23 protein-coding genes, 1 other RNA gene and 1 riboswitch are annotated in these 26,045 nt (G+C 28.6%); of the genes, 1 reads left to right on the plus strand and 23 read right to left on the minus strand.

The features are described from left to right. The 9 genes from ABDZ93_RS03845 to ABDZ93_RS03885 form a co-directional block, all read right to left on the minus strand. Nucleotides 1-1,020: a glycosyltransferase family 4 protein gene (locus tag ABDZ93_RS03845; protein ID WP_343823798.1), complete on the minus strand. Its 1,020-nt coding sequence runs from the start codon at nucleotides 1,018-1,020 to the stop codon at nucleotides 1-3. Continuing rightward, the gene (locus ABDZ93_RS03850; RefSeq protein ID WP_343823800.1) at nucleotides 989-2,155 is read right to left on the minus strand and encodes a hypothetical protein; all 1,167 of its coding nucleotides are present in this window, start codon (nucleotides 2,153-2,155) and stop codon (nucleotides 989-991) included. Before ABDZ93_RS03850 ends, ABDZ93_RS03845 begins: the two co-directional genes overlap by 32 nt. Before the next feature lie 150 nt (nucleotides 2,156-2,305). After that, nucleotides 2,306-3,055 (minus strand): glycosyltransferase family 2 protein, encoded by a 750-nt coding sequence (locus ABDZ93_RS03855; protein ID WP_343823802.1) that lies wholly within the window; start codon nucleotides 3,053-3,055, stop codon nucleotides 2,306-2,308. A 36-nt stretch (nucleotides 3,056-3,091) separates the two neighbouring features. Beyond that, entirely contained in the window at nucleotides 3,092-3,745 is a 654-nt protein-coding gene (locus ABDZ93_RS03860; RefSeq protein ID WP_343823804.1) for a sugar transferase, read from the minus strand. A 45-nt stretch (nucleotides 3,746-3,790) separates the two neighbouring features. Beyond that, the gene (locus tag ABDZ93_RS03865; RefSeq protein WP_343823806.1) at nucleotides 3,791-4,153 is read right to left on the minus strand and encodes a PglD-related sugar-binding protein; all 363 of its coding nucleotides are present in this window, start codon (nucleotides 4,151-4,153) and stop codon (nucleotides 3,791-3,793) included. Nucleotides 4,154-4,314: 161 nt separating this feature from the next. Next, nucleotides 4,315-4,398, minus strand: a riboswitch (cyclic di-GMP riboswitch). Nucleotides 4,399-4,619: 221 nt separating this feature from the next. Beyond that, nucleotides 4,620-5,390, minus strand: coding sequence for a tyrosine-protein phosphatase (locus ABDZ93_RS03870; protein ID WP_343823808.1), 771 nt, complete (start codon nucleotides 5,388-5,390; stop codon nucleotides 4,620-4,622). A 37-nt stretch (nucleotides 5,391-5,427) separates the two neighbouring features. Further along, entirely contained in the window at nucleotides 5,428-6,081 is a 654-nt protein-coding gene (locus ABDZ93_RS03875; RefSeq protein ID WP_343823810.1) for a CpsD/CapB family tyrosine-protein kinase, read from the minus strand. Between the two features lie 50 nt (nucleotides 6,082-6,131). Next, nucleotides 6,132-6,806 (minus strand): YveK family protein, encoded by a 675-nt coding sequence (locus tag ABDZ93_RS03880; protein WP_343823811.1) that lies wholly within the window; start codon nucleotides 6,804-6,806, stop codon nucleotides 6,132-6,134. A gap of 50 nt (nucleotides 6,807-6,856) precedes the next feature. Then, the gene (locus ABDZ93_RS03885) at nucleotides 6,857-7,531 is read right to left on the minus strand and encodes a YveK family protein (protein ID WP_343823813.1); all 675 of its coding nucleotides are present in this window, start codon (nucleotides 7,529-7,531) and stop codon (nucleotides 6,857-6,859) included. A gap of 432 nt (nucleotides 7,532-7,963) precedes the next feature. Here ABDZ93_RS03885 and ABDZ93_RS03890 point away from each other — a divergent pair, with 432 nt between their 5' ends. After that, nucleotides 7,964-8,935 (plus strand): LCP family protein, encoded by a 972-nt coding sequence (locus ABDZ93_RS03890; RefSeq protein WP_343823815.1) that lies wholly within the window; start codon nucleotides 7,964-7,966, stop codon nucleotides 8,933-8,935. Nucleotides 8,936-9,015: 80 nt separating this feature from the next. On the opposite strand, the gene ABDZ93_RS03895 is transcribed toward ABDZ93_RS03890, so the two are convergent. The 14 genes from ABDZ93_RS03895 to rnpB all read right to left on the minus strand — a co-directional run bounded on the left by ABDZ93_RS03895 (nucleotide 9,016) and on the right by rnpB (nucleotide 25,705). Then, nucleotides 9,016-10,341: a nucleotide sugar dehydrogenase gene (locus ABDZ93_RS03895; protein ID WP_343823817.1), complete on the minus strand. Its 1,326-nt coding sequence runs from the start codon at nucleotides 10,339-10,341 to the stop codon at nucleotides 9,016-9,018. 119 nt (nucleotides 10,342-10,460) lie between these two features. Then, nucleotides 10,461-11,585 carry a DegT/DnrJ/EryC1/StrS family aminotransferase gene (locus tag ABDZ93_RS03900; RefSeq protein ID WP_343823819.1) on the minus strand — a complete coding sequence of 375 codons (1,125 nt, stop codon included), beginning with the start codon at nucleotides 11,583-11,585 and terminating at the stop codon, nucleotides 10,461-10,463. 408 nt (nucleotides 11,586-11,993) lie between these two features. Then, on the minus strand, nucleotides 11,994-13,385 hold the full coding sequence (locus tag ABDZ93_RS03905; protein WP_343823821.1) for a lipopolysaccharide biosynthesis protein: 1,392 nt from the start codon (nucleotides 13,383-13,385) through the stop codon (nucleotides 11,994-11,996). A gap of 12 nt (nucleotides 13,386-13,397) precedes the next feature. Then, complete coding sequence (locus tag ABDZ93_RS03910) at nucleotides 13,398-14,378, minus strand: polysaccharide pyruvyl transferase family protein (protein ID WP_343823823.1); 981 nt, start codon at nucleotides 14,376-14,378, stop codon at nucleotides 13,398-13,400. Nucleotides 14,379-14,393: 15 nt separating this feature from the next. Next, nucleotides 14,394-15,506 carry a glycosyltransferase gene (locus ABDZ93_RS03915; protein WP_343823825.1) on the minus strand — a complete coding sequence of 371 codons (1,113 nt, stop codon included), beginning with the start codon at nucleotides 15,504-15,506 and terminating at the stop codon, nucleotides 14,394-14,396. Next, complete coding sequence (locus tag ABDZ93_RS03920; RefSeq protein WP_343823827.1) at nucleotides 15,506-16,885, minus strand: O-antigen ligase family protein; 1,380 nt, start codon at nucleotides 16,883-16,885, stop codon at nucleotides 15,506-15,508. Before ABDZ93_RS03920 ends, ABDZ93_RS03915 begins: the two co-directional genes overlap by 1 nt. Nucleotides 16,886-16,983: 98 nt before the next feature. Next, nucleotides 16,984-17,973: a glycosyltransferase gene (locus ABDZ93_RS03925; RefSeq protein ID WP_343823829.1), complete on the minus strand. Its 990-nt coding sequence runs from the start codon at nucleotides 17,971-17,973 to the stop codon at nucleotides 16,984-16,986. A gap of 21 nt (nucleotides 17,974-17,994) precedes the next feature. Then, the gene (locus tag ABDZ93_RS03930) at nucleotides 17,995-18,870 is read right to left on the minus strand and encodes a glycosyltransferase family 2 protein (RefSeq protein ID WP_343823832.1); all 876 of its coding nucleotides are present in this window, start codon (nucleotides 18,868-18,870) and stop codon (nucleotides 17,995-17,997) included. A gap of 25 nt (nucleotides 18,871-18,895) precedes the next feature. Continuing rightward, nucleotides 18,896-20,020, minus strand: a complete 1,125-nt coding sequence (wecB, locus tag ABDZ93_RS03935; RefSeq protein WP_343823834.1) for a non-hydrolyzing UDP-N-acetylglucosamine 2-epimerase — start codon at nucleotides 20,018-20,020, stop codon at nucleotides 18,896-18,898. Between the two features lie 2 nt (nucleotides 20,021-20,022). Further along, complete coding sequence (locus ABDZ93_RS03940; protein ID WP_343823836.1) at nucleotides 20,023-21,129, minus strand: polysaccharide biosynthesis C-terminal domain-containing protein; 1,107 nt, start codon at nucleotides 21,127-21,129, stop codon at nucleotides 20,023-20,025. After that, on the minus strand, nucleotides 21,129-22,151 hold the full coding sequence (locus ABDZ93_RS03945) for a polysaccharide biosynthesis protein (RefSeq protein ID WP_343823838.1): 1,023 nt from the start codon (nucleotides 22,149-22,151) through the stop codon (nucleotides 21,129-21,131). The genes ABDZ93_RS03940 and ABDZ93_RS03945 overlap by 1 nt, the downstream gene beginning before the upstream one ends. Before the next feature lie 62 nt (nucleotides 22,152-22,213). Next, a complete protein-coding gene (locus ABDZ93_RS03950; protein ID WP_343823840.1) occupies nucleotides 22,214-23,401 on the minus strand; it encodes a glycosyltransferase family 4 protein in 1,188 nt (395 codons plus the stop codon). A gap of 46 nt (nucleotides 23,402-23,447) precedes the next feature. Continuing rightward, nucleotides 23,448-24,071, minus strand: coding sequence for a sugar transferase (locus ABDZ93_RS03955; RefSeq protein ID WP_343823842.1), 624 nt, complete (start codon nucleotides 24,069-24,071; stop codon nucleotides 23,448-23,450). 1,219 nt (nucleotides 24,072-25,290) lie between these two features. Next, nucleotides 25,291-25,705: RNase P RNA component class A (gene rnpB, locus ABDZ93_RS03960), an RNA gene on the minus strand. Nucleotides 25,706-26,045 lie beyond the last annotated feature (340 nt).

The raw sequence follows: 26,045 nt of genomic DNA on the forward strand, positions 1-26,045 counted from the left end.
TTATTTTAACTTAATCAATTCCTTTGCAACTCTTCTATAATTAAAGTACTCAAAAAAACTTGATAAATTAGTTTTAGTAAATCCATCTATGTTTATTAATTTAATAAATTCTTCTTTAAAATTCTCATAATTGTTGATATCAATACATAGTACTTCTTCAAAATCATTTAAAAACTCAACTTGTCCCCCTGTGTTTGGACAAATAATCTTGCATTTCTTTAGTAAAGCTTCTAAATAAACTAAACCGAAAGGCTCATGTGGATTAAGTGATATAAAAACATCTGCCTTTTCTAAAGCTTGCAAAGTTTCTTCTCGAGATTTTTTACCTAAAAAAATAATTTTTTCACTTTCATATTTTTTTTCAAGAATTTCTCTTTCAGGTCCATCACCTATAATAGTTAACTTAACACTCTGGTCAAATTGATAAATAAATTTAAAAATTTCACACACCTTATCAACATTTTTTTCTTTTACAATCCTACCTGCAAACACAAAGTTAACATTCTCATTCTTTTGTTTTTCAAAATCCACAAATTTTTCTTTAAGACCTATATGAATAGTTTTGTCACACTTTATACCATAAATCTCAGTATTTATACATCCAGTAAATGAACTATTACTAACTAAAAAATCAGAGTGTTTTCGATATTCTTTAAAAGCAGTATTCAATAGGTATCTTTTATAATTTTTATAACGATATGTTGGAAATCCATGAACAAAATGAACTGTTTTAGTTCTAGGCAAATATTTTTTAATATTTCTGTTTAAAATTCCATACCACATAGATGATATAACAATATCGGGATTAAATTTAATAATTTTTTTTATAATTTTCCTTTTAAAAACAAAGAAGTCTACTTTCCCAAAATACTCTATATTTTCTCCACTCTTTTCAATATTTGTAATCATAAGAACTTCATCTCCATTTTGTAAAAACCCACTTCTAAGTCCTTCATCAAAAGTAGCTACTCCTCCAAAATGATGTTTATTAATTACAGGTCCTAGAATACATATTTTCAATATAATCACCCCGCTTCGTTTTTATCAAAAATTGTGAATTATCTATTCCTGCTGTTACCTTCTCAACCTTATTTATTGATGAACACTTAATCATATAGTTTGACAAAAATACTAAAAGTATTGACCCATGAGCTATGGAAAACTGCTCAAAAATATCATATAAAAGAATTGACATAATTATTTTAATACCTAGGTAATCTTCATATAAAAACATTTTTTTAATCATCCTTTTAATTAAGACACTATGAATTGTAAAATATACAAGTCCTAATTCAACTAATATTCTTAAATATGAATTATCAACTGAAATAGACAATCCATCCCTTGAATATCCGAATAAATTAAGTTTATAAAAAGTTAAAAATTTATATATCAGCTCTGGTCTTCTATTAAAAAAACTATTTAATGATGATTCATGAAACAAAGCAAACACAATACTTAAAACAAAGCATATTAGAAAACTTCTAATTATAATTGGTTTTAAAAAAGCTAATATCTTTGAGTTGAGCATCAAAATAAATAAGCAATATATATATACTAATAATAATGTACGAGTATTAGTATAATAAAACACACCTAACACAAGCATAGTTGAAATAAATATTATCTTCTTATCTTTATTATGTATATATATAAGCCCTATAACAACATCAAAAATCATCATACTTGGAGTATTAGGATTCGTAAATCCTAATGTGAATCTAATTCCTCTTTCATATTCATACATTATGTGTTCACTATTTAATCCAAATAAGCTCAGAATAAAAATTATTATAACTAAAATCAATTTAGTATAAACATATGCTTTAAAATTTTTATCACTTTCTCCATATGCATATGTTGCCAAAACATATGCTATAAAATTTACAAATGACATATTTAATATAATTAATGACAAAATAAAGACAAAATAAATACTTACTAAAGTCTTCTTTCTAGTTTTGAATAAAAGTACAAATACTCCAAAATTGTAAAACACAGTTATGACCTTCAATATATTTACATAAGAACTATATCCACTTGTCATATCAAAAACCCTTGGAAAAATTACTGTTGAAGTTAAAAATAATATTGTTGATATATATCTGCTTAATTCCTTTAATTTTAACTTATAACCTTTATTTTTTATAACCACTTGTATTTTCCTCTCTTAAATTAAATATATTTTATAAAAATATGTATTTTACATTTCTATCCTACCATTATTTACAATGATAGGATTTAATATTGAATAGATTTAATATTTTTAAAATTATAATACAAATCAAATAATACCGAATTTCACTTACGTAACATACTTAAACATTTTAGTAAATACAAACTGAATCATATGTATAATAGACTTTAATATTCTTATATCCTGACTATTTCTAAAAATATTCCATGTCCAAAAAATAGTTTTAATTTTATTTGAACTTAATGAATTTGATGTTCTTCTATATAGAGCTAAATTTTTATTTATACCATAAGCTACAACACCAGTTTTAAGAATATTCAACCATGCTGCATAATCCTCATGTCTTATTAATGGCATTTCTATATTTTTTATTTTCTCTTTATCTATAATTACCGTTAAACACCCAATAAGATTGCCTCTTAATAGTTTATTGTAGTTAATTTTTGCTGGAACCTCTATTAATTTGCCTAACTTGGCTCCATCCTCATTAATCCATTCATATCCTGTATATGTAAAAGCACATTTTTCTCTCTTCATAAAGCTGATTTGGATAGATAGCTTATTTGGATGCCACAAATCATCACTATCTAAAAAAGCAATATATCTGCCTTTTGCGTTATTTATACCATTATTCCTAGCATTAGCTACCCCGCCATTTTTTGTTAATGCTATCATTTTAATTCTCTTATCTATCTTCATATACTCTTCAACAATTTCTCTACTAGTGTCTTTAGAACAATCATCAATAATAATCAATTCCCAATTTTCATAATCTTGACATAATACCGACTCAATTGTGTATTTAATAAATTTCTCAGCATTATAAGTAGGTGTTATAATTGAAACCAGCTCATTCATTTTGAACCTCCTAAATTCACTATAATTTAATTTTATCTACCTAGACCCATTCCCAGTAAATACGATAGCTACAGTTTTAAACATTATCTTTATATCTGTGATAACACTTCGCTCTCTTATATACTCCATATCCCACTCAAGCTTCTCCTCTGGGCTCATTTCATATCCACCATTCACCTGAGCAAACCCAGTAAGTCCTGGTGTCACTAACAATCTTTTTCTATATGGAATACCTTCACACTCAAATTTGTCGTAAAATACTTTCCGTTCAGGTCTAGGCCCTACTATACTCATATCTCCTTTAAATATATTCCAAAGTTGAGGAATCTCATCTACTCTAGTTTTTCTAATAAATTTACCAACCTTAGTAACTCTAGGGTCATTCTTCTCAGCCCATCGAGCACCCTCTTTTTCAGCATCTACAATCATACTTCTAAGCTTGTACAACTTAAATACCTTACCGCTTTTCCCTAATCTTTCTTGTATATAAAATACCGGACCTTTTGATTCTATTTTTATAAATATGGTGGCTATGGCTACTAATACAATTCCTAGCGGAAATACTATTAAACACAGTATTATATCTAATACTCTTTTTGTCTTTTCATATACTTTTATCCAAAACATATTGTTAATACTATATTCTTCACTAGATGTAATTATGGATATCTCTTTTTTCAATTCTAACATTTATATCCCCCCATATACTATAAAAAATACTTAAAATAAAATTAACTAACTAATCTTTCTTGCAACTGCTTTAGCTGCTACTACTGAACCTGAAGAAACTATAGCTGATGGACTAATATATGCTGTAGGATGAATTAAAGTTGGAATTTCAAATTTATTCTTCTCAAGTTTTTCAATCCACACCATACGAAGTTTGTTATTCCCAAAGGCTGGTATTGCATAGGTGTACTCTTCTACAAATTTTTCACTATCTGAGCATAACCCTATAGCTTCACCAGAGTTAGGATTATCGTCTAAGAAATCTATCTTATCAAATATACCCATAGCTTCTGCTACTTCCTTAACTACATGACCATGCCCACCGGCTCCTAGAATTATTAAATTCCTATTTGAGTTATGATTTGCCATACAATACCCCCCCTAAAACTTTATCTTTTATATTACTCACTAATTAAGAGTGCCCACCATTTCTTAATTTATAAAACCAGATAAAAATAACCCACCGCTATCTTTTATATAACTCGCCTACTATAAATTTCCCCTTCAAACTTATAGTTCTCCTGAATTAATAAGATAAAGGTGGGTTGCGCTACTAACTCCATGTAGTCCAAGCGCCCAAGTATAGGCTACATTTCATAATTCCCTTTATAATTAAGTTATTTATGTCGAATTTTATATTACCCCTATCGGCTATGAACAGAGTTCTTAGCTTCTTTGAAGCTTAGAAATCGTTATCCAGGGACATAGCAACTCTTTACTCCCACTTCGAAGAAGAAGGGAGTTTAGAGCTGGTAGTCATCAGATTAAAAGCACCCCCAATTCCCAACTTTTACATAACCGATACACCCAGTTTAAATTTTTTTATACTTTAAATTTATCTTTTAAATAAGCTCATAATTCCGCGTTGTTTTTTTATTTTCTCACCTTGAAAGTTCACTTTATTGTTCTTTAAAATTTCCTGAGAAATGTTGTCCATACCCCTTACATATCCAGGTTTTATTTTTTCTATAGCCCTTACTCCTAAGGTCATATCTGTAGTTCTAACATCTGCTCTATGAGCATCGGAACCTATAACGCTATATATTTTATGTTTTACAAATAACTCTGCAGTTTTTTTAACACTTCTTCCAAAGTCTCCTGCTATGCTACCTGTATTAAGTTGAAATAAAAACCCCTCTTCAATAAACTTATTTATTAATTCCGGGGCTTCTATAAATGTTTTATATCGCTCTGGATGAGCAATTATAGGTACAATCCCCTTTAATTGAAGTTCATAAATATCATTTATTACTTCATCCACAGAAAATTCCCTTAAAGGAAATTCTATTAACATATATCTGCTGTTTTCAATGGTAGATATATCCCCACTTTGAAAACTTTCTAGAATTCTACTAGTATAATAAACCTCTTGACCACAGTAAATTTCTATATTTATACCATTTTCTTTAGCTAAAGTTTTTAATTTAGCTACCTCCTTTTCTATTTCTTCATAAGGCACTTGAAACCTACCTCTAAAAAAGTGAGGTGTGGCAATAATTCCTGTTGTTCCTGAGCTTTCTGCAAGCTTAAGCATATTTATAGTCATATCTTCATCTTTAGATCCATCATCCACCCCATGAAGTATATGGCTATGAAAATCTATCATAAGCACTCCTCCAACCTTTAAAGTGAAATTTTATATATTATTTATCACCATAATAGTAATAATAACTGTTTCTTTTAGTGTCCACTCCATTTAATATGGTACCAATGATATTTGCGTTAACCTTTTTTAAAAGATTTACAGAGTTTATAACAGAATCTTTTTTTGTTTTCTCTGCCCTAATCACAAGTAATGTTCCATCGGCTCTAGTGGAAAGGATTTGTGCATCAGTAACTGCTTGTACTGGTGGAGTATCCAATATTACATAATCAAAGACCTTTTTTAAAGCATCAATTAGAGCCTTCATAGACTTTGAACCTAACATCTCAGATGGGTTAGGTGGAATCTTACCTGAGGTCAATATGGTAAGATTATTATTGTATCTATGACCTACTATAGAAATACTCTCTTTCCCAACTATTACATCAGAAAGTCCTGCAGTATTAGATATTTCAAATTTTTTATGTAGTGATGGCTTTCTTAAATCACAATCTATAAGTACCACCTTTTTATCGCTTTGAGCTATAGATAATGCTAAGTTTCCTGCTGTAGTACTCTTTCCTTCTCCCGGTTCTGCACTAGTTACTACTATTACTTTATATTCCTCATCAAAGGATGAATATTGCAAATTTGTCCTTAGAGTTCTATAACTTTCTGCAGCTATAGACTTAGGGTCTTTTTCTACTATAAACATTAATTTCTCTCCTTAAGTAAAAATCTAATAAGTTTATCTACTGTAACTCTCTATTGCTCAGTGTTAGGTATAGTTCCTATAACTGGAATTCCTAATTCATTTTCTAATTGTTCTCTATTCTTATAGGTGTTATCTAAGAACTCTAATAAGAAGCTTATCCCTACGCTTACCATTAATCCAAGTAAAAAGGCTATGGCTATATTCATTTTTTTATTAGGACTTACTGGTGTCTCTGGAACTTTTACGGATTCTATAACTTTTATATTCCCATTTGGCACTAAAACCTTAGAAGTAGTGACAAACTCATTAGTTATGGCTTGTACCATAGTTGCTGCCATATTAGGGTCCTTATCATCAATTTTAATTTGAAGAATTTGTGTATCGGCTACAGTTACCACTGTAAGTTTTTTTAGCACTTCATCTTCTGTTAGATTGCTGTTAGCAGACTTTATAGCTCTTCCAACTAAATCTCTAGTTTTTATCGCTTCTGAGTAGGTCTTCATTAACTTTTGATACATAGCTATCTCACTTTGATCATAACCTTTTTCTGCTCCTGCTTCCTTACCTATAAATAACTTTGTACTTGCTTCATACTTAGGACTTATTAAAAAAAAGCTCACCAAACCTGATACTAATGTTGCTAGTAGAGTTATTATTAGTATCATCTTCCACCTTTTTTTTAACACTTCTAGAATTTCTCCAAGGCTAATTACTTGTTCTTCCAAAATTATTCTTCCTCCGTTTCCATCTTGTGTTCATCATCCTACGTAAGGTTCTATAGGTCTATTTTCGGTACTATCCCTAAAACTGGTATACTTAATTCTTGTTCTAATATATCTTTATTTTTATAGGTATTATCTAAAAATTCCATAAGAAAGATAACTCCTATTCCCATAAATAATCCTAATACTATAGCTATTGCTAGTCCCATATTCTTATTAGGACTTACTGCCTTTAGTGGAAATCTAGCTTCTTCAATTACTTGAACATTTCCATTAGGAACTAACTCTGTTGATACTTTAACAAATTCATCCTTTACAGCAGACACTAGCTTTACAGCATCCTCTGGTGAGCTACTTTTATATTTTATTTCTATAATCTGTGTATCAGCTAAGGACACCACTGTTAAACTTTCAACTGCTTCTTTCGGTTTTATATCTAATCCTGTTTTATCTATGGCTTTTTTAACTAAATCTTCAGTTTTAATAACTTCAGCATAGGTTTTTAATAATTTTTGATACATTTGTATATCTGAAATATTATATCCTTCCTGCTGACTTTCTTCTTTACCTATAAATACCTTAGTAGTTGATTCATATTGTGGATCTATCAGTACAAACAATGCTATTGATGCTACTAAAGTTGAGCTCAAAACAAATACTAATATAAGTTTCCACTTTCTTTTTAAAATTTCGAAGATCTCACTTAAACTAATAATATTCTCTTCCAAATTAATTCTCCTTACAAAATTAATTTATACATATTACAACACATTTTATATATTTTTACCTTATTTAAATTTAATTTGTATATCTAGTTGTAAAACCCGTATAATAGTACATATTTCTTTATATTTCAATTGTATACATAATTGTCACATTTGTATAATATCATATTCCTTGTAACTTTACTAGTTAAAAACGCCAGTTACTTGCAATATTTTATATAATTTTGAATAATATTTTAATATATTCCAACAAAAATATTCATATTACATCCATATATACTATTAATTTTATATTATTAATTTATAATTAAATTATCGTATCAAATGTATAAAAATTTAATATAAATTTTATGTAATAATATTCCATTGCATATTTCTTTATATTTACACATATAACATATGGTGATAAAATTAGGTAGAGAAAGGAGTGTAACTATGTCACAACGTAAAATTAATTCCGACAAAAATAATAATAAAAGAAGAAAAAAGAAGAAAAAATCCCTAGGATTTAAAATTTCAATGGGGATATTAGGAGTATTGATATTTATAATAGCTATCGGTGCTGGATATTTTTATTCATTGTATAACAAAATGGATACTGTAGAGATAGACAAATCTAAGTTAGGTATTGCTTCAAAGGATACCTTTAAAGAATATGAAAACCATGACTCTATAAAAAATATAGCTTTATATGGTATTGATGCAGAAGAGGGGCAAGCTGGTCGTTCAGACTCTATAATGATAGCTACCATTGATTCAGCTCATAATAAAGTTAAGGTAACATCTATTATGAGAGACTCTTATGTTAATATTCCAGATCATGGTATGGACAAAATAAATCACGCCTATGCCTATGGAGGTCCAACCTTAGCTTTAAGAACCTTAAATGAAAACTTTGGACTTAATGTAGAGGATTTTGTATCAGTAAACTTTTCTTCACTGCCACAAATAATTGATATTTTAGGCGGAATTACAATAGATATTAAAGAAGAGGAAATATCTCACATTCCAGGCGTAAGTTCTGCTGGCCCTACATTATTAACTGGTGAACAAGCCTTAGCCTACTCTAGAATAAGATATGCCAGTGGTGGAGATTATGAAAGAACTCATAGACATAGAAATGTAATGTCTGCAGTATTTAATAAGGCTCTTGCAGCATCACCTACATCATATCCTAATATATTAAATAATATCCTTCCCCTAGTTCAAACCAATCTAAGTTCTGGTGACTTTATATCTCTAGCAACTACGGTAGTAGGTTTAGGAAATGGAAATTTAGAACAAGAAAGATTTCCAAGGGATGGAGATGCTCAAGGTGATATGAGCACAGGAACATACTACTTGAAGTTTGATATTGAAACTGTTAAAAAGCAAATGAGAGATTATATATTTGCTGATAAGAAATAATATGTAAAATAAAACACCGATTATCCTAGGATAATCGGTGTTTTATTTATGTTATATAGATTTATTTATGCTTTATATTATTATAATCTCCAGTAAACCATAGTATCTGAATCTACACAATGTCTATCCATAATGCCTTTTACATCTATGAATACGTCTTTCTCTACTTCATCCTTAGCTGCTGCTACTTCGTCTAAAGATTCACTTCTATATAATGGAGCAAAGTCTTTTATGCTCATATCTCTATACTGATGATGAGATACCGCAAGGATAATAGCATCTACATCTTTAATATCTTCCATAGAAACCATATCTATTCCATACTCTTCTTTGATTTCTTCTTTACATGCTACAGGATCTGTGGTTAATACATTTACTCCATAGTCTTTAAGTTCATCTATAATGTCCACTACCTTTGTGTTTCTTGTATCTGGACAGTCTTCCTTAAAGGTAAGTCCAAGAACTGCTACCTTAGCATTTTTAACTCTCTTATTAGCCTTTATTAAGCTTTTTACTGTGTTTTCTGCAATAAACTTAGCCATACCATCATTAATACTTCTTCCTGAAGCTATAACTTTTGAATCTATTCCAAACTCTTTAGCTCTATGGATTAAGTAGTATGGGTCTACTCCAATGCAGTGTCCTCCTACTAAACCTGGGTTTAGTTTTATAAAGTTCCACTTACTACCTGCGGCGTCTATTACAGCTTTTGTGTCTATCCCCATTCTATCAAAGATTATAGCAAGTTCATTAACAAAAGCTATGTTAACATCTCTTTGACAGTTTTCTATTAATTTAGCTGCTTCTGCAACCTTTATGCTTTCAGCTCTATATACTCCAGCCTCTATAACAAGTTCATAAGCTTTAGCAACTGTATCAAGAGTTTCTTCATCCATACCAGATACTATCTTCACAATGTTTTCTAATCTATGAACCTTATCACCTGGGTTTATTCTCTCTGGAGAATATCCTATTTTAAAATCTTGTCCGCACTTAAGTCCAGATTCTCTTTCAAGGATTGGTACGCAAATTTCCTCTGTTACTCCTGGATATACTGTAGATTCATATACTACTATAGAACCTTTAGTTAAGTTTCTTCCTAAAACTTCACTTGCACCTATAACTGGTCTTAAATCCGGAGTTTTATCTTCATTAGTTGGAGTTGGCACTGCAACTATGTGGAAGTTACATCCTCTTAATTTTGTTTCATCGTATGTGAAATCTACAGTAGATGCTTTTATAGCTTCATCTCCAACTTCATTAGTTACATCTACTCCACTTAAGTACTTATTTATCTTTTCTTTGTTTACATCAAATCCAACTACAGGAGCCTTCTTAGCAAAAGCTACTGCTAAAGGCATTCCTACATAGCCAAGTCCTACTAAAGATATTTTTAAATCTTTCATTATATCGTCTCCTACTGTTTAATTTAGCAATTATTATTTTAATTAATATTGATATATTTTTAACAATAAATTAGGTTTACCCAACAACTTAGTTGTCACTGGATAAACTCTAATAATTATTAATTATAAAATTCTTTTATGCACTCACAGATATATTGAACTTCTTCATTTGTAAGCTCTGGATATATAGGTAATGCAAGAATTTGTTCACACATTTTTTCTGTTACCGGGAATTGACCTTCTTTATATCCTAGGTATTCAAAACACTTTTGTAGGTGTAATGGCTTTGGATAGTATATACTAGTTGCTACTCCCTTAGATTTTAAGTACTCAGCAAGGCCATCTCTATTTTCAGCAAAGATATTAAATACATAATAAACATTATGTTGATTTGCTGCCTTAATACCTTGAACTTTCACACCTTCTACATTCTTTAACCCTTCAGTGTAAAGTTTAGCAACTCTATTTCTATTTTCAATAGCATTGTTTATATATTTAAGTTTAACCCTTAACACAGCTGCTTGCATTGCATCTAATCTTGAGTTATAACCGATGTAGTCGTAGTGATATTTCTTTGATGCTCCATGAACTCTAAACATACGGCACATATCTGCTAGTTCATCGCTATTAGTAACTATCATTCCACCGTCACCATATCCACCTAGTGTCTTAGTAGGGAAGAATGAAAACACACCCATATCGCCTATAGTTCCTGCATGTCTATAACCTTCTTCACCTTGCATTTGCCATCTCATTCCGAAGGCTTCAGCAGCATCTTCTAATACTTTTAAGTCATGTCTCTTAGCAATTTTCATTATACTATCCATATCACACATTTGATTAAATAAATGTATTGGGAGTATTCCTACGGTATTATCATTAATAGCAGCTTCTAATTGAGCTACATCCATACCACAAGATTCTTCATCTATATCAACAAATACAGGTCTTCCACCATGTTTTGCAAGACAAGATGTAGAAGCTAAAAATGTAAAAGGTGTAGTTACTATTTCTTTATTATTACTAAAACCAAGGATATCTGATGCAATAACTAAAGCATCTGTTCCTGATGCAACTCCTATGGCATGTTTAGCTCCAGTAAATTCTTTTATTTCTTCCTCAAATACTTTAACTTCATTTCCTAATATAAAAGCACCACTATCTATTATATTTTTTATAGCTTTATCAAATTCATCTTTTTTTTCTTTATATTCTCTTTGTGATTCATAAAAATTTATTTTCATCATTCTTCCTCCTATTTTCACATATACAATTGTACATCAAATTTATAAAAAGTAAAATATTTTTTTCTTAAGTTTAATAAAATTTTGTATTCATTTAATATACCATAAATTGAACTATATGTATAATATATTATCAGTTTTTTCCTTGAAAAGTATGATATATTTCTTAATAATTTTAATGTGTTGGAGGAATAATTCAAATTTTATTACTAATTTAAGTAATATAAAACAATAAAACTACCTTAGAAAATATTTAATTCTAAAATAGTTTTATTTTTTATAATTATTACCTTGTAATTAAATTGTTAACTATAAAATTTAATGCATAAAGTATTTACTAACTTATTTTTAAATTATACTTCAGTTAATAAAATTTTAGAATATATCTATATACAAATTAATGCCACTTTACTTATTCTTTAAAGCTAATTTTAAAATTGAAAATATTTCTTTTTTGTACACTAAAATCATAATTATACAGCCTACAAATGCAATCAAATTTATTGTTGAATCAGATGAATATATCAATATTATTTGTCCTAATATAATTGATAGCGATAAACTAAATTTTTTCACATCAATATTAATCTTAACATATCTCTTTGTACCATAATATCTTATTAAAAATATTGCAATATAGCTAATAGCTGTAGATATAGCTGCCGCTGCTATTCCTATATGAGGAATTAAAAATATATTAATGATAATATTTATTAAAGCTCCAGTCAGTGAAGATAAAAATGCCCCCATAGTATTTTTGTTAGCTATGTAGTTTGTTCCAAGAAATGCTTGTAGTGAATCAAATATAATTGATATTAATAATATTGGTATAACCATCCACGCTCCGAAAAATTCTGGTGCTACCCAAACTTTTAAAATTATCTTACAAAATACAACTATAATAGAAACGGTTAAAAAAAGTACACATGCTAAAAAGTTAAATACTTTAGACTGATATTCATCCTTATCATTACTGTTTAGTTCTTTTATAGCTGAAATTTGCCATGCTTGAAAAAACACTTTCAATCCACTATTTAAAATTGAAGGTATTTTGCTCGCCACTGCATATAATCCTGTAGCTGATATTCCAAGCCAACTTGCTATTATAAATCTATCAGATACCCCTACAATCCACCACATTATGGTATTAGGAATTAATGGCAAGCTAAATAAAGTCATATGCTTAACTAGGTTAATATTTATCTTTTTTATACTCATATATTTCCATATTTTAATATTAATGATCAAAAATAAAAGTTCAATTAAATATGCAAAAAATATAGCTAAAAAATATCCTTGTATATTTAACTTAAATACATATAAAAATATAAGATTAAACACAAGCTGACAAAATGAATTAATTATTCCTCCAACAGCGTAAAGTCTAACTTTTTCTATAGATTTTGTAAATTGTTTAACTAATACTGAAACTGATTGAATAAATAATATTATTAAAAAATATATAGTATATTTACTTATATCTGTTTTGCCTAATATTAATGGCATAGTTATAAATGATAAAAATAATCCAAAACATAAAACAACTAAAGATGATGTTAATACACTCTCTACTTCATAATTTTTATCCATAGAAAATCTAAAAACTGCATCTGAAATTCCTAATGTAAAAATAGGAATAGTTAAACTTACTAATTGAATTACAATATCAACACTTCCATATTCTTGTGTTGATAAAACATAAGTATACAGTGAAACCATTATTGCCATAATAACATACGAACATAGATTTCCAATAGCGAACACTGCGGTATTTTTTATTAAACTCTTACTTCTAGTCATAAATTCACTACCCTACTTATATATTTCAAATTGAGATAACCATTGGTTTATAGCACCTTGATTGATTTTTATATCAGTCTTCCAGTTACTATTTATACGTTCTACAATACTATCTATTTCATTTCTTTCAACACAATTTAAATTTATATCTTTATTTATATTGCGCGCCCTACTATCTACAGCTACGATAATCGATCTTCTCTTGTATTGTAGTGCTTTTATACCAGCATGCAGTCGAGTTCCTATATAATCTATATCTTTAGTTAATATATATTCAAATGAATCTAGTGTAGGATTAACTACTTCTATGTTTTCAGTATTCTTTAATGAACATAAATATTCATAATCATGTAATCCTTGAACCCAAAAATATACCTTACTATAGTTGTCATTTAATATATTAATTAACTTTTGATCATTAACTACATCTTTACAATAATCTGTTAATGTAAAGATAACTTCACTACTCTTGATAGTTGGTATTTCTGCACAATGCTCAGGAGTTAATGACCAAGTTGTAACGCATCCTGTATTAATAACCTTAAAACCCATATCTTTCATCATGTGTTCGGTTTTACTATCTCTTACACTATGTATATAATCATGTGATAGCACTTGTCTATATAGTTTCTTTGTATAAGAATTAACATTTATATCATTATTAGGACATCCTACCCCTACCAGTATACTTCCACACAAATATTTTGAATTTAAAATATTTATATCCCATAATGGCTTTCTACTCAGCATATCTGACCATAACAAGTTGGTTCCGCACACAAATTTTAAATCGAATTCCTCTAATCTTTTCTTCAAATTATCATTTTTTTTAAAAGTTTGATATGCATGATATGCTGGTGAATGAGTAGGAATGTGCATAACAAAATTACCTTCTAGTAAATGTTTAATGTTTTTTTCAACACTTTGTACTATAATATCATCACCCTTATTATCCGAAAAAATTGATGTATCTAATAAAGCTATTTTCTTCATATTTGTCTTTCTCCTCTATTTAAAGTAATATTCCACTTCTTTAATACGTTTTTCTATTTTATATTCTTCACTCCGCATTTTAACCTTTTCTAGATACTTATTATATACTTCAGGATTAGAAATAATTTGTTTCAAGCCTTTATATAATGCTTTTTCACTATTTTCTACAATTATCCCATATAAGTTATCTTCTAAAAGTTCTCTCATTCCAGCACAATCTGTAGTAACTACTGGAATTCCTAATATAACCGCCTCTGTTGCAACTGTACTAAATCCTTCAGCTATAGAAGAACAAACAAATATGTTACTTTTTCCTAAATACTTATATGGATTTTTTTGAAACCCATATAATTTTACTGTATTAGAAAGATTATTTTCTTCTATATATTCCTCCAATTTCTCTCTATCTTCCCCTTCTCCAATTATCCATAGTTTATAATTTAATCCTTCATTTATAAGCTTATTATGTACGCGTAAAAGCCTATCATATGCCTTTTGCTTTGTTAACCTTCCAATAGTACAAATAATAAAATCATTTTCAAAATTCGAATAATTAATATCTTCCTCTGCTTTTAAACATATAGCGTTGTTATCGAGGACATTATATAAAACACTAACATTTTTCTCTATGTCAAACCGTTTTATAAAATTTTCTTTAACTCCATTTGATACGCATATTATGTTATCAAATTTACTGTAGCACTCTTTCTGACACTGAATATTTCTAAATATTTTTTCTGTGTAAAAGAAATTGTATAAATCTATATGTACCCAAGCTAATTTTTTTGATTTTCTATTTTTAGATTGACTTATTATTTTAGTTGAAACTCCTTCTAAATATGCTATTTCAATATCATATTTATTATTAATAAATATTTTATGTATCATTTTGTAAAAGTACTTCCAAATCAATTTATTCCATATTTTTTCAATAAATACATTTTTAAATGGGTTTAACGTTCTATATTTGATGTTAGAATTTAATTGCTCTCTGTATATACCTTTATTTTGAACTGTCATTATTGTTATATCATACTTCGAAGCATCAAGATTATTTACCGTATCTACTAATACTCTTTCTGCTCCTCCACCGTCTAAATTTTGGGTTAAAAAGATTATCTTTTTCATCATACTTCTCCTATACTCTTTTCTCTAATATACATACCAAATCCTAGGTATGTCCAAAAAATCACTGAAGGCAAATATAATGGGAATATAATTGATGAATCAAATATATTTGTTGCCAGCATTGAAATTATAATAGAAATAATTCCGGATATTAATTTATACTGTTCTTTATACTTTCTAATAGGTACTTTAATAATTAATACTATATATGATACTATAAATATTAAAAAGCATATTAGACCTATTAAACCTGAGCCAATTAGAAATTCTAAAAATATATTATGCATTCCACCTGATAGGTTATAGTATTCTACTTCTGAACCTTCTATGTTTTTAGCATGCTCTAAAGTATTTATAAGTCCATATCCAAAAACTGGTTTCTTTGCAATAGCCTTAAGTCCACTTCTCCAAGTTCCAAGTCTACCACTTAAAGGATTTCCTTGAAAATTACCTCTATCACCTAAGAAAGCTTCATTTTTTTCCTCCATTACATCACTATATGGTTTCTCTATGTTAGTGATATCGGCGGTATTTTCTATATTGGTATATTTATTAATAATAGCTACTAGTCCTATAACCATAAATATGCTCACTATAGGAATCGTTATAAATAAAATTTTTTTTCTTTCATTCTTACTCATATTATCTATCTTTTTAAAAAAAGTAAAGAAGCACATTAAGATTATAAATAAAGCAGTTCCCAATAAACTACCTCTAGACCCTGTAAGTGGCAAACAAATAATATGTAGTACAATATTCACTATATAAAAAATACTTCTCTTATTAAATTTCTTCAAAATAATTAGATTTATCGTGCATAAAAATATGGTAAACATGCAAATAAACCCAAAATCAATTGGATTTCCATACATTCCTGCTGCCCTGTTATTTATACCTATCCCTATAAATCTATCAACTCCCATACTATTCTTATAACTAAGCTTAGTTCCTGTAATTATCAAGATTAATGAAATCGTGGTAAATATACATGAATATAGATTAAAAATTTTATTAAAAGTATATATATTTTTAATATATTTCATTTTTTCAATACTTAAATCATATGAATATAAAATAAAAATAGTACAAAGTATATAACCAAAATGTGACACTTGAGAAATAAAATTATTTTCATAATTTAATATTACTGTTATTCCATAAAATAAGCAAAATATTATCAAAATAAATCTTAATTTATTTTTGAATATAATCTTTTTACTTAATAAATCTTTAATTATTATCACCATTCCCCATACAATAAATAATTTATTAAAAGTAATTAATCTTGCGAAAAATGGTATTATCGTTATTAATGAACTTAACAGAGCACCAATTACAAAGCAATTCTTATTTAAAATAAAGTTTTGTATTTTTTCCATGTTATCTTCTCCTAATATGCTGTATAAAGTTTCTTATACTATAAATATAATTAATTATTTTCCAGTATTGTTAAAAACACTATTTACAATATTTAATATTATTTCATTGCACTTTTCAAATACTTCCTAATATGCAATAATCTACACACAAATCTTATCCCAAATAATTGTGAAGCTATTTTTACAGTCTTTACTTTTTTACTATTATGCATATTAAGAATATATTTTTCTCCTTTTATAATATTATATAATTTTTTTCTTTCCTCTTTATTATATTCACAATAATTAATAAAAATATTTATATATAATACTGCAGCCCTATATAACATAAATGATTTTTTAACTTCTGAATACTCTTGATTTAGTGCATTATTAATCAAGATTTTAGAAATTTCTATCTTATGTAGTTCTTTTTCTATATTATATGATGCCATAATTGACCCACTTCTCTGTCTATATATATAGTATGGTTCTTCCAAAACACTAAATTTTCTAGCACTGCATAAAAGTCGTGGTGTCCATTCTTCATCTTCATGATAGAATCCTTTTTTAAATCGTAAATTATTTATTTTTATCAAATCAAGTTTTATAAAATATCTACAAGCTTCCATTGTATAATTTGGTGATGATAGTAAATATTGAATAACTTCATCACATGATTTATTATAAACTTTATTATTCTCAAGTTTACAGCAACCCTCTACTTTTTCATTTGTATTTTCATAATAATAAATATATCTACCTATCATAACATCAGGAGTATCATTTTTTAACTTATTTGCAATTTTCTCAAGCATATTTTTTTCCATTAAATCATCGCCATCAAAAAAAGTTACATATTCACTTGTACAATAATTAAGAGCAAAATTTCTTGCATCAGATAAGCCTCCATTTTTTTTATGAATAACACTTATTCTTTCATCTTCACTTGCAATAATATCACATAATTCAGAACTTCCATCTGTCGAACCATCATCTATCAGTATAATATTAAAATTATTAAAATCCTGTGATTTAATGCTTTCTACACAAGGCTTTATATACTTTTTCACATTATATACAGGTATAACAAAATCTATTAATGCCATAATACTATCCTTCCTATATATCTATTTCCACTTTATGTTTAACATATAAATTTTATATAGTTTAAATATTACATACGGTACAAAATATAATATTTTACTACACGCTTCAAAGATTATTTGATTATCAGTTATTCTATGCTTTATATCACATAGAATTTGATACATCATCTTACAAATTTTGTAATTTAATTTTATTCCACCATTTACTTCTTCCATTAATTTTATATCTTCACAAAACTCAGCTCTACTTTGGAGTTGAACTGAAGCTAGTAGTCCCGCATTTTTCCCTCTAATTCTCACTTTAGTTAGATATTTGTCTATGCTTAAAATATCACTTTTCTTAGATAATCTAATCCAAAGATCAATGTCTTCACCATATCTTTTATATTCCTTAAAATATGTATCTTCACCCTCTAATATTCGCTTTTTGATAATGACAGTTGGGGTTGCAATACCATTTGATATATAAAGCATTTTTTTAAATAAATTAGGATTTATTATTGCATTAACTTTTTTCCCATCAGCTCCATCTCCAAATAATTCATAAGATGTTTGACTCCATGCTGCATTTTTATTTATCATTTCATTTATCTGATACTCTAATTTATTTGATATCCACAAATCATCTGAATCTAAAAATGCAATATACTCTCCCCTTGCCTTTTTTATCCCTAAATTTCTAGCAGCCGCTGGCCCCCCATTTTCCTTTACAATATAAATAATTTTTTCCTTATACCTTAATAAAAAATCATCCATATTTTCTTTTGAGCCATCATTTATGATTAATATCTCATAATTTGTATATGTTTGATTTAATACGCTATCTATAGCTTGCATTAACCAATCAACTCTATTATAAAATGGTATTATCACACTTACTAATGGCTTATTATTCATAAAAGACTTACCCCCAAAATATTAACTATTTTCTCCATATAAATTTATTAATTACTGATGTATATCCTTGAATTGCATTTACTACCTTCATTCCTACATTTACATCTGTATAATCATGTACTTTTACTGTTTCTTCACCTAGTGATTTTTGTTTAACTATAACTTCCATAGCTTGAGTTATGCTATCAAAGGTTATTCCTCCAAGAACTATTGAACCCTTATCAATAGCTTCTGGTCTTTCAGTACTTGTTCTTATAGATACTGCTGGGAATCCCATAATATTAGACTCTTCTGCTAAAGAACCACTATCCGATAATACACAGAAAGCATCCTTTTGAAGTTTATTATAATCATAGAATCCAAAAGGCTTTAATTGTTTAATATTTTCATGGAACTTGATGCCTTTATCTTCAATTCTCTTCCAGCTTCTAGGATGAGTTGAATAGATAATTGGCATATTATATTCTTCTGCTATAGCATTTAAAGCATCTGTTACGCTCTTAAAATTTTCATCATTATCTATATTTTCTTCTCTATGAGCACTTACTAATATGTAGTTACCCTTTTCTAGAGCTAATCTTTCTAGCACATCACTAGCATCTATTTTAGACATATACTTCTTAAACACTTCTGGTAATGGTGAGCCTGTTACAAAAGTATATTCCTTTCTCATCCCCTCTGATAAAAGATATCTTCTTGCATGTTCTGTATATGCCAAATTTACATCACTTGTACAGTCAACAATTCTTCTATTTATTTCTTCTGGCACATTTTGATCAAAACATCTATTTCCTGCTTCCATATGGAACACTGGAATTTTTAATCTCTTTGCTGAAATAGCACTTAAGCAACTGTTAGTATCACCTAGTATAAGTAATGCATCTGGTCTTTCTTTAACTAATATTTTATAACTTTCAGCTAAAATATTCCCCATGGTTTCTCCTAAATCACTTCCTACTACTCCTAAGAAATGATCAGGTTCTCTAAGTTCTAGCTCTTTAAAAAACACATCATTTAACGTATAATCCCAGTTTTGTCCTGTATGAACTAATATATGTTCAAAGTACTCATCACACTTTTTTATTGTTTCAGCTAATCTTATAATCTCCGGTCTTGTTCCAACTATAGTCATTACCTTTAATTTTTTCATCTTTATACCTCCAAGAATATTGTATCAGGAACCTGAGGATCAAAAACTTCATTAACCCACATTATAGTTACCATATCAGTATCACCAGTGTTAACAATACTATGAGTATATCCTACTGGAATATCAACTACTTCAAGTTTTTCTCCACTAACTTTATATTCTATTATTTCTTCACTACCAATTTTTCTAAATCTAATAAGTCCAGTTCCACTAACTACAAGGAACTTCTCATTTTTGGTATGATGCCAATGGTTTCCTTTAGTTATACCTGGCTTAGATATATTTACAGATACCTGACCTCTCTCTGGGCTCTTTAAAAACTCAGTAAAAGAACCTCTATTATCTACATTCATCTTTAGAGGATAACTAAACTCCTTCTCTGGTAAATAACTAAGATAAGTACTATATAACTTTTTAGTAAATCCATCACTCATATCTGGAACCATTAGATTCTTTCTACTGTCCTTAAAGGAATTCAAAAGTTCTACTATTCTTCCTAAAGTCACTTTATGCTCTACATCTACAGACGCATATCCTCTTACTTCTTCATTAGATTTCATAGAGTTTATAAAGCATCTTACAACATCATCTATATAAGCTAAAGTCATTTCTTTACTAGGGTCTGATACCCATACTTCCTCACCCTTAGCTATGTTATTACAAAAGGTTGCCACAGCTGAATTATAGTTAGGTCTACACCATTTTCCAAAAACATTTGGTAATCTATATACTAAAACCCTTGCTCCTGCAACTTCTTTATATTTCAATAATTCTTCTTCAGCCATTTTCTTACTTTTACCATAGGCATTATCTAACTCTGCTTGAATAGATGAAGTTATTAAAACCGGAGTTTTTTTATTATTCTCTACTAGCAGCTCTATTATTTCTCCTGTTAACCCTGAATTACCTTGAAAGAACTCCTCTTCCTTTTCTGGTCTATTTATTCCAGCAAGGTGAAAAATAAAGTCTGAAGTTAATACTTCTGACTTTAACTCTTCTTTAGAATTTTCTTTATCAATAGATGCTATTTCATAACCACCTATTTCTTTTAACTTTTCAATTAAATTTTTACCTATGAAACCATTTGAACCAGTTACTAATACTTTCACTATCTATTCCTCCATGCTTCCAATTCATCTTTAATATAATCTAGAGTTAAAAGTTTTGATTTTACTTCTTCTACATTTAATAATTGAGTATTATTAGAGTTATATTCTTCAAGTTTTGTCCTTCCTTCATTTCCATCAGTAAAGTACTTATCATAGTTTAAATCTCTTTTATCTGCTGGTACTCTATAGAAATCTCCCATATCTATAGCGTTTGCACATTCCTCATTAGTTAAAAGTGTTTCATACATCTTTTCTCCATGACGAATACCTATTATTTTTGTTTCAGATTCTACTCCAAATAACTCTTTTACAGCCTGAGCTAAAACTTCAATTGTGCAAGCTGGTGCCTTTTGAACCATAATGTCTCCACTTTCTGCATTTTCAAAAGCAAACGCAACTAACTCTACAGCCTCTTCTAGACTCATTATATATCTTGTCATCTTTGGTTCTGTTATTGTAAGTGGCTTTCCACTCTTCAACTGTTCGATAAATAGAGGAACAACTGAACCTCTTGAACATAAAACATTTCCATATCTAGTTCCACAGATTAAAGTTTTCTTTGGTGATACTGTTCTTGATTTAGCTACAAAAACTTTTTCCATCATCGCTTTAGAAGTTCCCATAGCATTTACAGGATAAGCTGCTTTATCTGTAGATAGGCATATTACTTTTTTTACTCCGGCTTCTATGGCGGCTGTAAGTACATTGTCAGTTCCTATAACATTTGTTTTAACCGCCTCTAAAGGAAAAAATTCACAACTAGGAACTTGTTTTAATGCTGCTGCATGAAATACGTAATCTACATCATACATTGCAGCTTTAATACTTTGTAAGTCTCTTACATCACCTATGTAAAACTTTATTTTACTATTATTATATTTTTTTCTCATATCATCTTGTTTTTTTTCATCGCGAGAAAATATACGAATTTCTCCAATGTCAATATTTAAAAATCTATCTAATACTGCATTACCAAAGGATCCTGTACCTCCAGTTATTAATAATACTTTATCTTTAAACATAATTAAAACGCCCCCATTTATACAACTTATATATAAATAAAGTGCATAGTCGCACTTGTAAATTATATCATTATATTTATCAACTTTTTTAATAATTTTTTTCTTGTAAAGTTCTCTTCGAAATATATTCTTCCTCTTTCACCCATAGTTACTCTTTCAACATTAGTCATATTGTATAATAACATTACATTTTCATATAGCTGTTTATAATCACCGGCTTGTCCCGCTAATCCACAACCACTTTTTTCTACTACTTCACTGCCTTCTCCATTTATAGCAGTTATTATAGGCTTTCCAGAGGCCATATATGACTGTACCTTTGCTGGTAATGTAGCATTTAATATTTCTTCATCCCTTAGAGTTACTATCAAGGCATCGGACATTGCAAAACATACAGGCATTTCACTTACTGGCTTTCTACCTGGTAGTATCACAGTATCCTCCAGCCCATATTCCTTTACCATTTTTTTTATATTTTCAAACTCACTGCCATCTCCAACTATATTCCACTTTATATCCTTATTTTTCTTACATAAATTTGCAGCTTTTACTATAGTATCCACACTCTGCGCCTTTCCTATATTACCTGCAAATGTAACAGTAAAATCTTCATTCTTTTCTATATCCACATTAGTTCTATATAAGTCTTCAGCCCATTGTGGAAAATATATTATCTTCTCTGAACCCAGTCCTGTCTTACATAAAATATCTTTAAACCCTTTAGAACTAATAAGTATTTTATCAAATCCATTATATATTGAAGTACAAACCTTCTTTAATATTTTTTTAACTTTTTCATTGTTTATTGGTACAATAGTATAGAAAATCTCCGGCCACACATCCTGCACGTAAATATAGGATGAAGTCTTCCTTATTTTTGAATATACCAAAGCAGGTATCGCAGCAGTTATTGGTGATGTTTCGAACATAAATACTTTATCATATTTCTTAAAAAGTAGAGGAATCATCCTTATAGTAGCCAAAATCATAAATGATAAGTAATTTAACATTAAGAGTATGGAACTATTTTTACCTCTAGGTACTATAGGTACTCTTCTAATTTTCATTCCTTTATATACATCCCTATAAGGTCCTTTTATAGAATAACCTTCTAAATATTTACCTTTAGGGTAATTAGGAATTCCCGTCAAAACTTCTACTTCATTACCTTCCTCTACCAGACCAGCACAAATATCATTTATTCTAAACTCTTCTGGCCAAAAATATTGTGTCACTACTAATATTTTCAACTATTACACTCCTTGAAAATTTATTCTTTTGTCACTTTAGATATAACTACATAGCATCCTTCGCTTTTACTGAGCGATAAACCACTTGTTCTAATTCTTCTCTTCCGTCAACAATACCTTCTTGCCTAAAAACCTTCACAAAAGTCATAAAAAGTATTTTAATATCAAAAACAAAACTTTTCTTTTCTAGATACTCTTTTTCCAAGGTGATTTTTCTAGCTGTAGACATATTATCTCTACCATTAATTTGCGCCCAACCAGTAAGCCCTGGAACTAATTTACAAACACCATATTCAGTTCTTAATTTCAATAATTCTTTTTCACTTTCGTCATTAATAACAGGTCTTGGGCCCACTAAGCTCATATCACCTTTTATGATGTTTAGTAATTGTGGCAATTCATCTAAACTTGTTTTTCTCAAGAACTTGCCTATTGAAGTTATATATGCATCAGGATTTTCTAAAGCTGTGCTTGCTATCTCTGGTGCACCTTTCACCATTGATCTAAACTTATAAATCACAAATTCCTTATTATCTTTTCCTACTCTACATTGCTTAAATATTATAGAACCCTTATTATTTAACTTGATTAATATAGAAATAATTAGAATTATAGGTGATAGTAACATTAATGCTATAACACTCACCACTAAATCAAACGCTCTTTTCACTTTTTACTTCCTCCAATCAAAGATATGAAATTTTCATTCTTCATAAATTTAATTAATTCTTAATCTTATTTATTTTTCAGATCTTTATAAACTTTCCCTATATAATATACGATAATAAAAATGACATATTACAAATTTAACGTTATATATCATTTTAACTTTTGTTATCCGTTATATTACCTATATTTTTTATGTACAACCAATGAGCTTGTCCTATTTTTAGTCCTATAATTCTTTATTAATCTTCATGTTTTTAGTGATTTTATTAACAAAAACTTTTTATTTCCATCGTTACTCAAAAATTATATCATAATTTATAATATTTTGCCATATATTTTACCATAGCCACATGGAAATATAGCCATATATATCCTTTGTATTTATATATTATATAAACTTTAATAGCTTAAAGCAATTACATATTACTATGTATTTATATTCTTAAGTTTTTAAGTTTTTATGCTTTTATGTTCTTCATAGTTTAAACCATTGGTATTACTTATTTTGAGTCTCCTAAAGACGACCTGTTTTTTTAGAAATATTCATATTAATCAAACCATTTTACAAGCATATCTATTTTTTCCGATTCAAATTGAATTATTTACAAAACAAAAGACTAGGATAGGGGGATATCCTAGTCTTGCATAATATATACAAACACTATGAGGGAGATAGTTAGTGCTTGTACGAAATGCTAACAACTTCTTAAATTTTAGTATTTTTTATTTGCCGAAATATTAATAAGCCTACAGATATTATTGTTATTGAAACAATTATAACCCATGTAACTTATTTGCAACCATCTAAGAAGTTAATTGTTTCATTTTGTCTAATTTTCTAAATTTTCTTTATATTTATATAATATATCATATTCTCAAATCTTCAAACTTTATTTTCATTCATTTAATCTAATATATGGAAATTATATTTCAATTAATCCATATTACTACGCTTTTCTATACTTTATTAAGTTTTTCATTTTCTATTTTTATAAATTGATACATTTTACTTTAATTCAAGTTTCATTTTGTGAAAAATATTTTTAATGCTATAAAATTTATATTTACTACTATTCTAGAAAATTGACCAATTAGAAATGAAAAATAAAAAAATCTTATTCTCCTTAATTGAAAGAATAAGATTTCAAAATTTTATTTATTCATACTTCGTTTAAAAATGGCAAATTAAAAACACTAAGTTTAATCTTAGTGTTTTTAATGGTACGAGTAAATCTATAAGCCGAGTTCTGTATTCGACAATCATCTATCTAGGCCCATTATCACTAATGGGCTCAAGCGATACACCCGGGAACGGGACGGGCAGCCCCATAATGTTCCACTTTCGATCTTGCTCCAGATGGGGTTTACATAGCCGCAAAGTCGCCATTGCGCTGGTGAGCTCTTACCTCGCCTTTCCACCCTTACCTTAAGTGACACTCCAAATCTACGATTTGGTTAGTGGAACTTATGCATTCTAACTAGTTAGAATGTATTCCTCTAAAAAGTCACTCAGGCGGTATATCTCTGTTGCACTTTCCTTAAAGTCGCCTTCACTGGGAGTTACCCAGCACCCTGCCCTATGGAGCTCGGACTTTCCTCTCCTGATTTCTCAGCAGCGATTGTCTGACTTACTCGCAAAATTAATATTAACATAAATCTTTTCTCATTGCAACGTCTTTAAATTTTCTATTTTTGGTTATATAATCCACATATAAAACTATTTAACTAGCTTCATATGTAAATATAAAACTATATGTCTATATAAATATACAAATATTAAACTATAGAAAATTTTACCTATATGACTAGTTTAATATATAAAATTTTAACTAGTTAACTATTTAAATAGTTAACTAGTTGTTGTGATAGCGCGGATTTCAAGGATTTCCATCTCTTTATTAAGCCAGTTTTTATAAAGTAATAAACCTAAATAAACAGAGTTCTTTGCTTCAGAGGGAGTTTTTTACTCCCAGTG

This window comes from Clostridium subterminale (assembly GCF_039521425.1).
GTDB classification, from domain to species: Bacteria; Bacillota; Clostridia; order Clostridiales; family Clostridiaceae; genus Clostridium_J; species Clostridium_J subterminale.

Excerpts from the sequence above, each read along its gene's own strand:
- ABDZ93_RS03895 (WP_343823817.1), bottom strand. The coding sequence starts at position 10,341 with ATGAAAGATTTAAAAATATCTTTAGTAGGACTTGGCTATGTAGGAATG.
- ABDZ93_RS03920 (WP_343823827.1), bottom strand. The coding sequence starts at position 16,885 with ATGGAAAAAATACAAAACTTTATTTTAAATAAGAATTGCTTTGTAATT.
- ABDZ93_RS03865 (WP_343823806.1), bottom strand. The coding sequence starts at position 4,153 with ATGGCAAATCATAACTCAAATAGGAATTTAATAATTCTAGGAGCCGGT.
- ABDZ93_RS03900 (WP_343823819.1), bottom strand. The coding sequence starts at position 11,585 with ATGAAAATAAATTTTTATGAATCACAAAGAGAATATAAAGAAAAAAAA.
- ABDZ93_RS03875 (WP_343823810.1), bottom strand. The coding sequence starts at position 6,081 with ATGTTTATAGTAGAAAAAGACCCTAAGTCTATAGCTGCAGAAAGTTAT.
- ABDZ93_RS03905 (WP_343823821.1), bottom strand. The coding sequence starts at position 13,385 with ATGACTAGAAGTAAGAGTTTAATAAAAAATACCGCAGTGTTCGCTATT.
- ABDZ93_RS03860 (WP_343823804.1), bottom strand. The coding sequence starts at position 3,745 with ATGTTAGAATTGAAAAAAGAGATATCCATAATTACATCTAGTGAAGAA.
- wecB (WP_343823834.1), bottom strand. The coding sequence starts at position 20,020 with ATGAAAAAATTAAAGGTAATGACTATAGTTGGAACAAGACCGGAGATT.
- ABDZ93_RS03915 (WP_343823825.1), bottom strand. The coding sequence starts at position 15,506 with ATGAAAAAGATAATCTTTTTAACCCAAAATTTAGACGGTGGAGGAGCA.
- ABDZ93_RS03870 (WP_343823808.1), bottom strand. The coding sequence starts at position 5,390 with ATGATAGATTTTCATAGCCATATACTTCATGGGGTGGATGATGGATCT.
- ABDZ93_RS03855 (WP_343823802.1), bottom strand. The coding sequence starts at position 3,055 with ATGAATGAGCTGGTTTCAATTATAACACCTACTTATAATGCTGAGAAA.
- ABDZ93_RS03890 (WP_343823815.1), top strand. The coding sequence starts at position 7,964 with ATGTCACAACGTAAAATTAATTCCGACAAAAATAATAATAAAAGAAGA.
- ABDZ93_RS03910 (WP_343823823.1), bottom strand. The coding sequence starts at position 14,378 with ATGAAGAAAATAGCTTTATTAGATACATCAATTTTTTCGGATAATAAG.
- ABDZ93_RS03945 (WP_343823838.1), bottom strand. The coding sequence starts at position 22,151 with ATGTTTAAAGATAAAGTATTATTAATAACTGGAGGTACAGGATCCTTT.
- ABDZ93_RS03925 (WP_343823829.1), bottom strand. The coding sequence starts at position 17,973 with ATGGCATTAATAGATTTTGTTATACCTGTATATAATGTGAAAAAGTAT.
- ABDZ93_RS03930 (WP_343823832.1), bottom strand. The coding sequence starts at position 18,870 with ATGAATAATAAGCCATTAGTAAGTGTGATAATACCATTTTATAATAGA.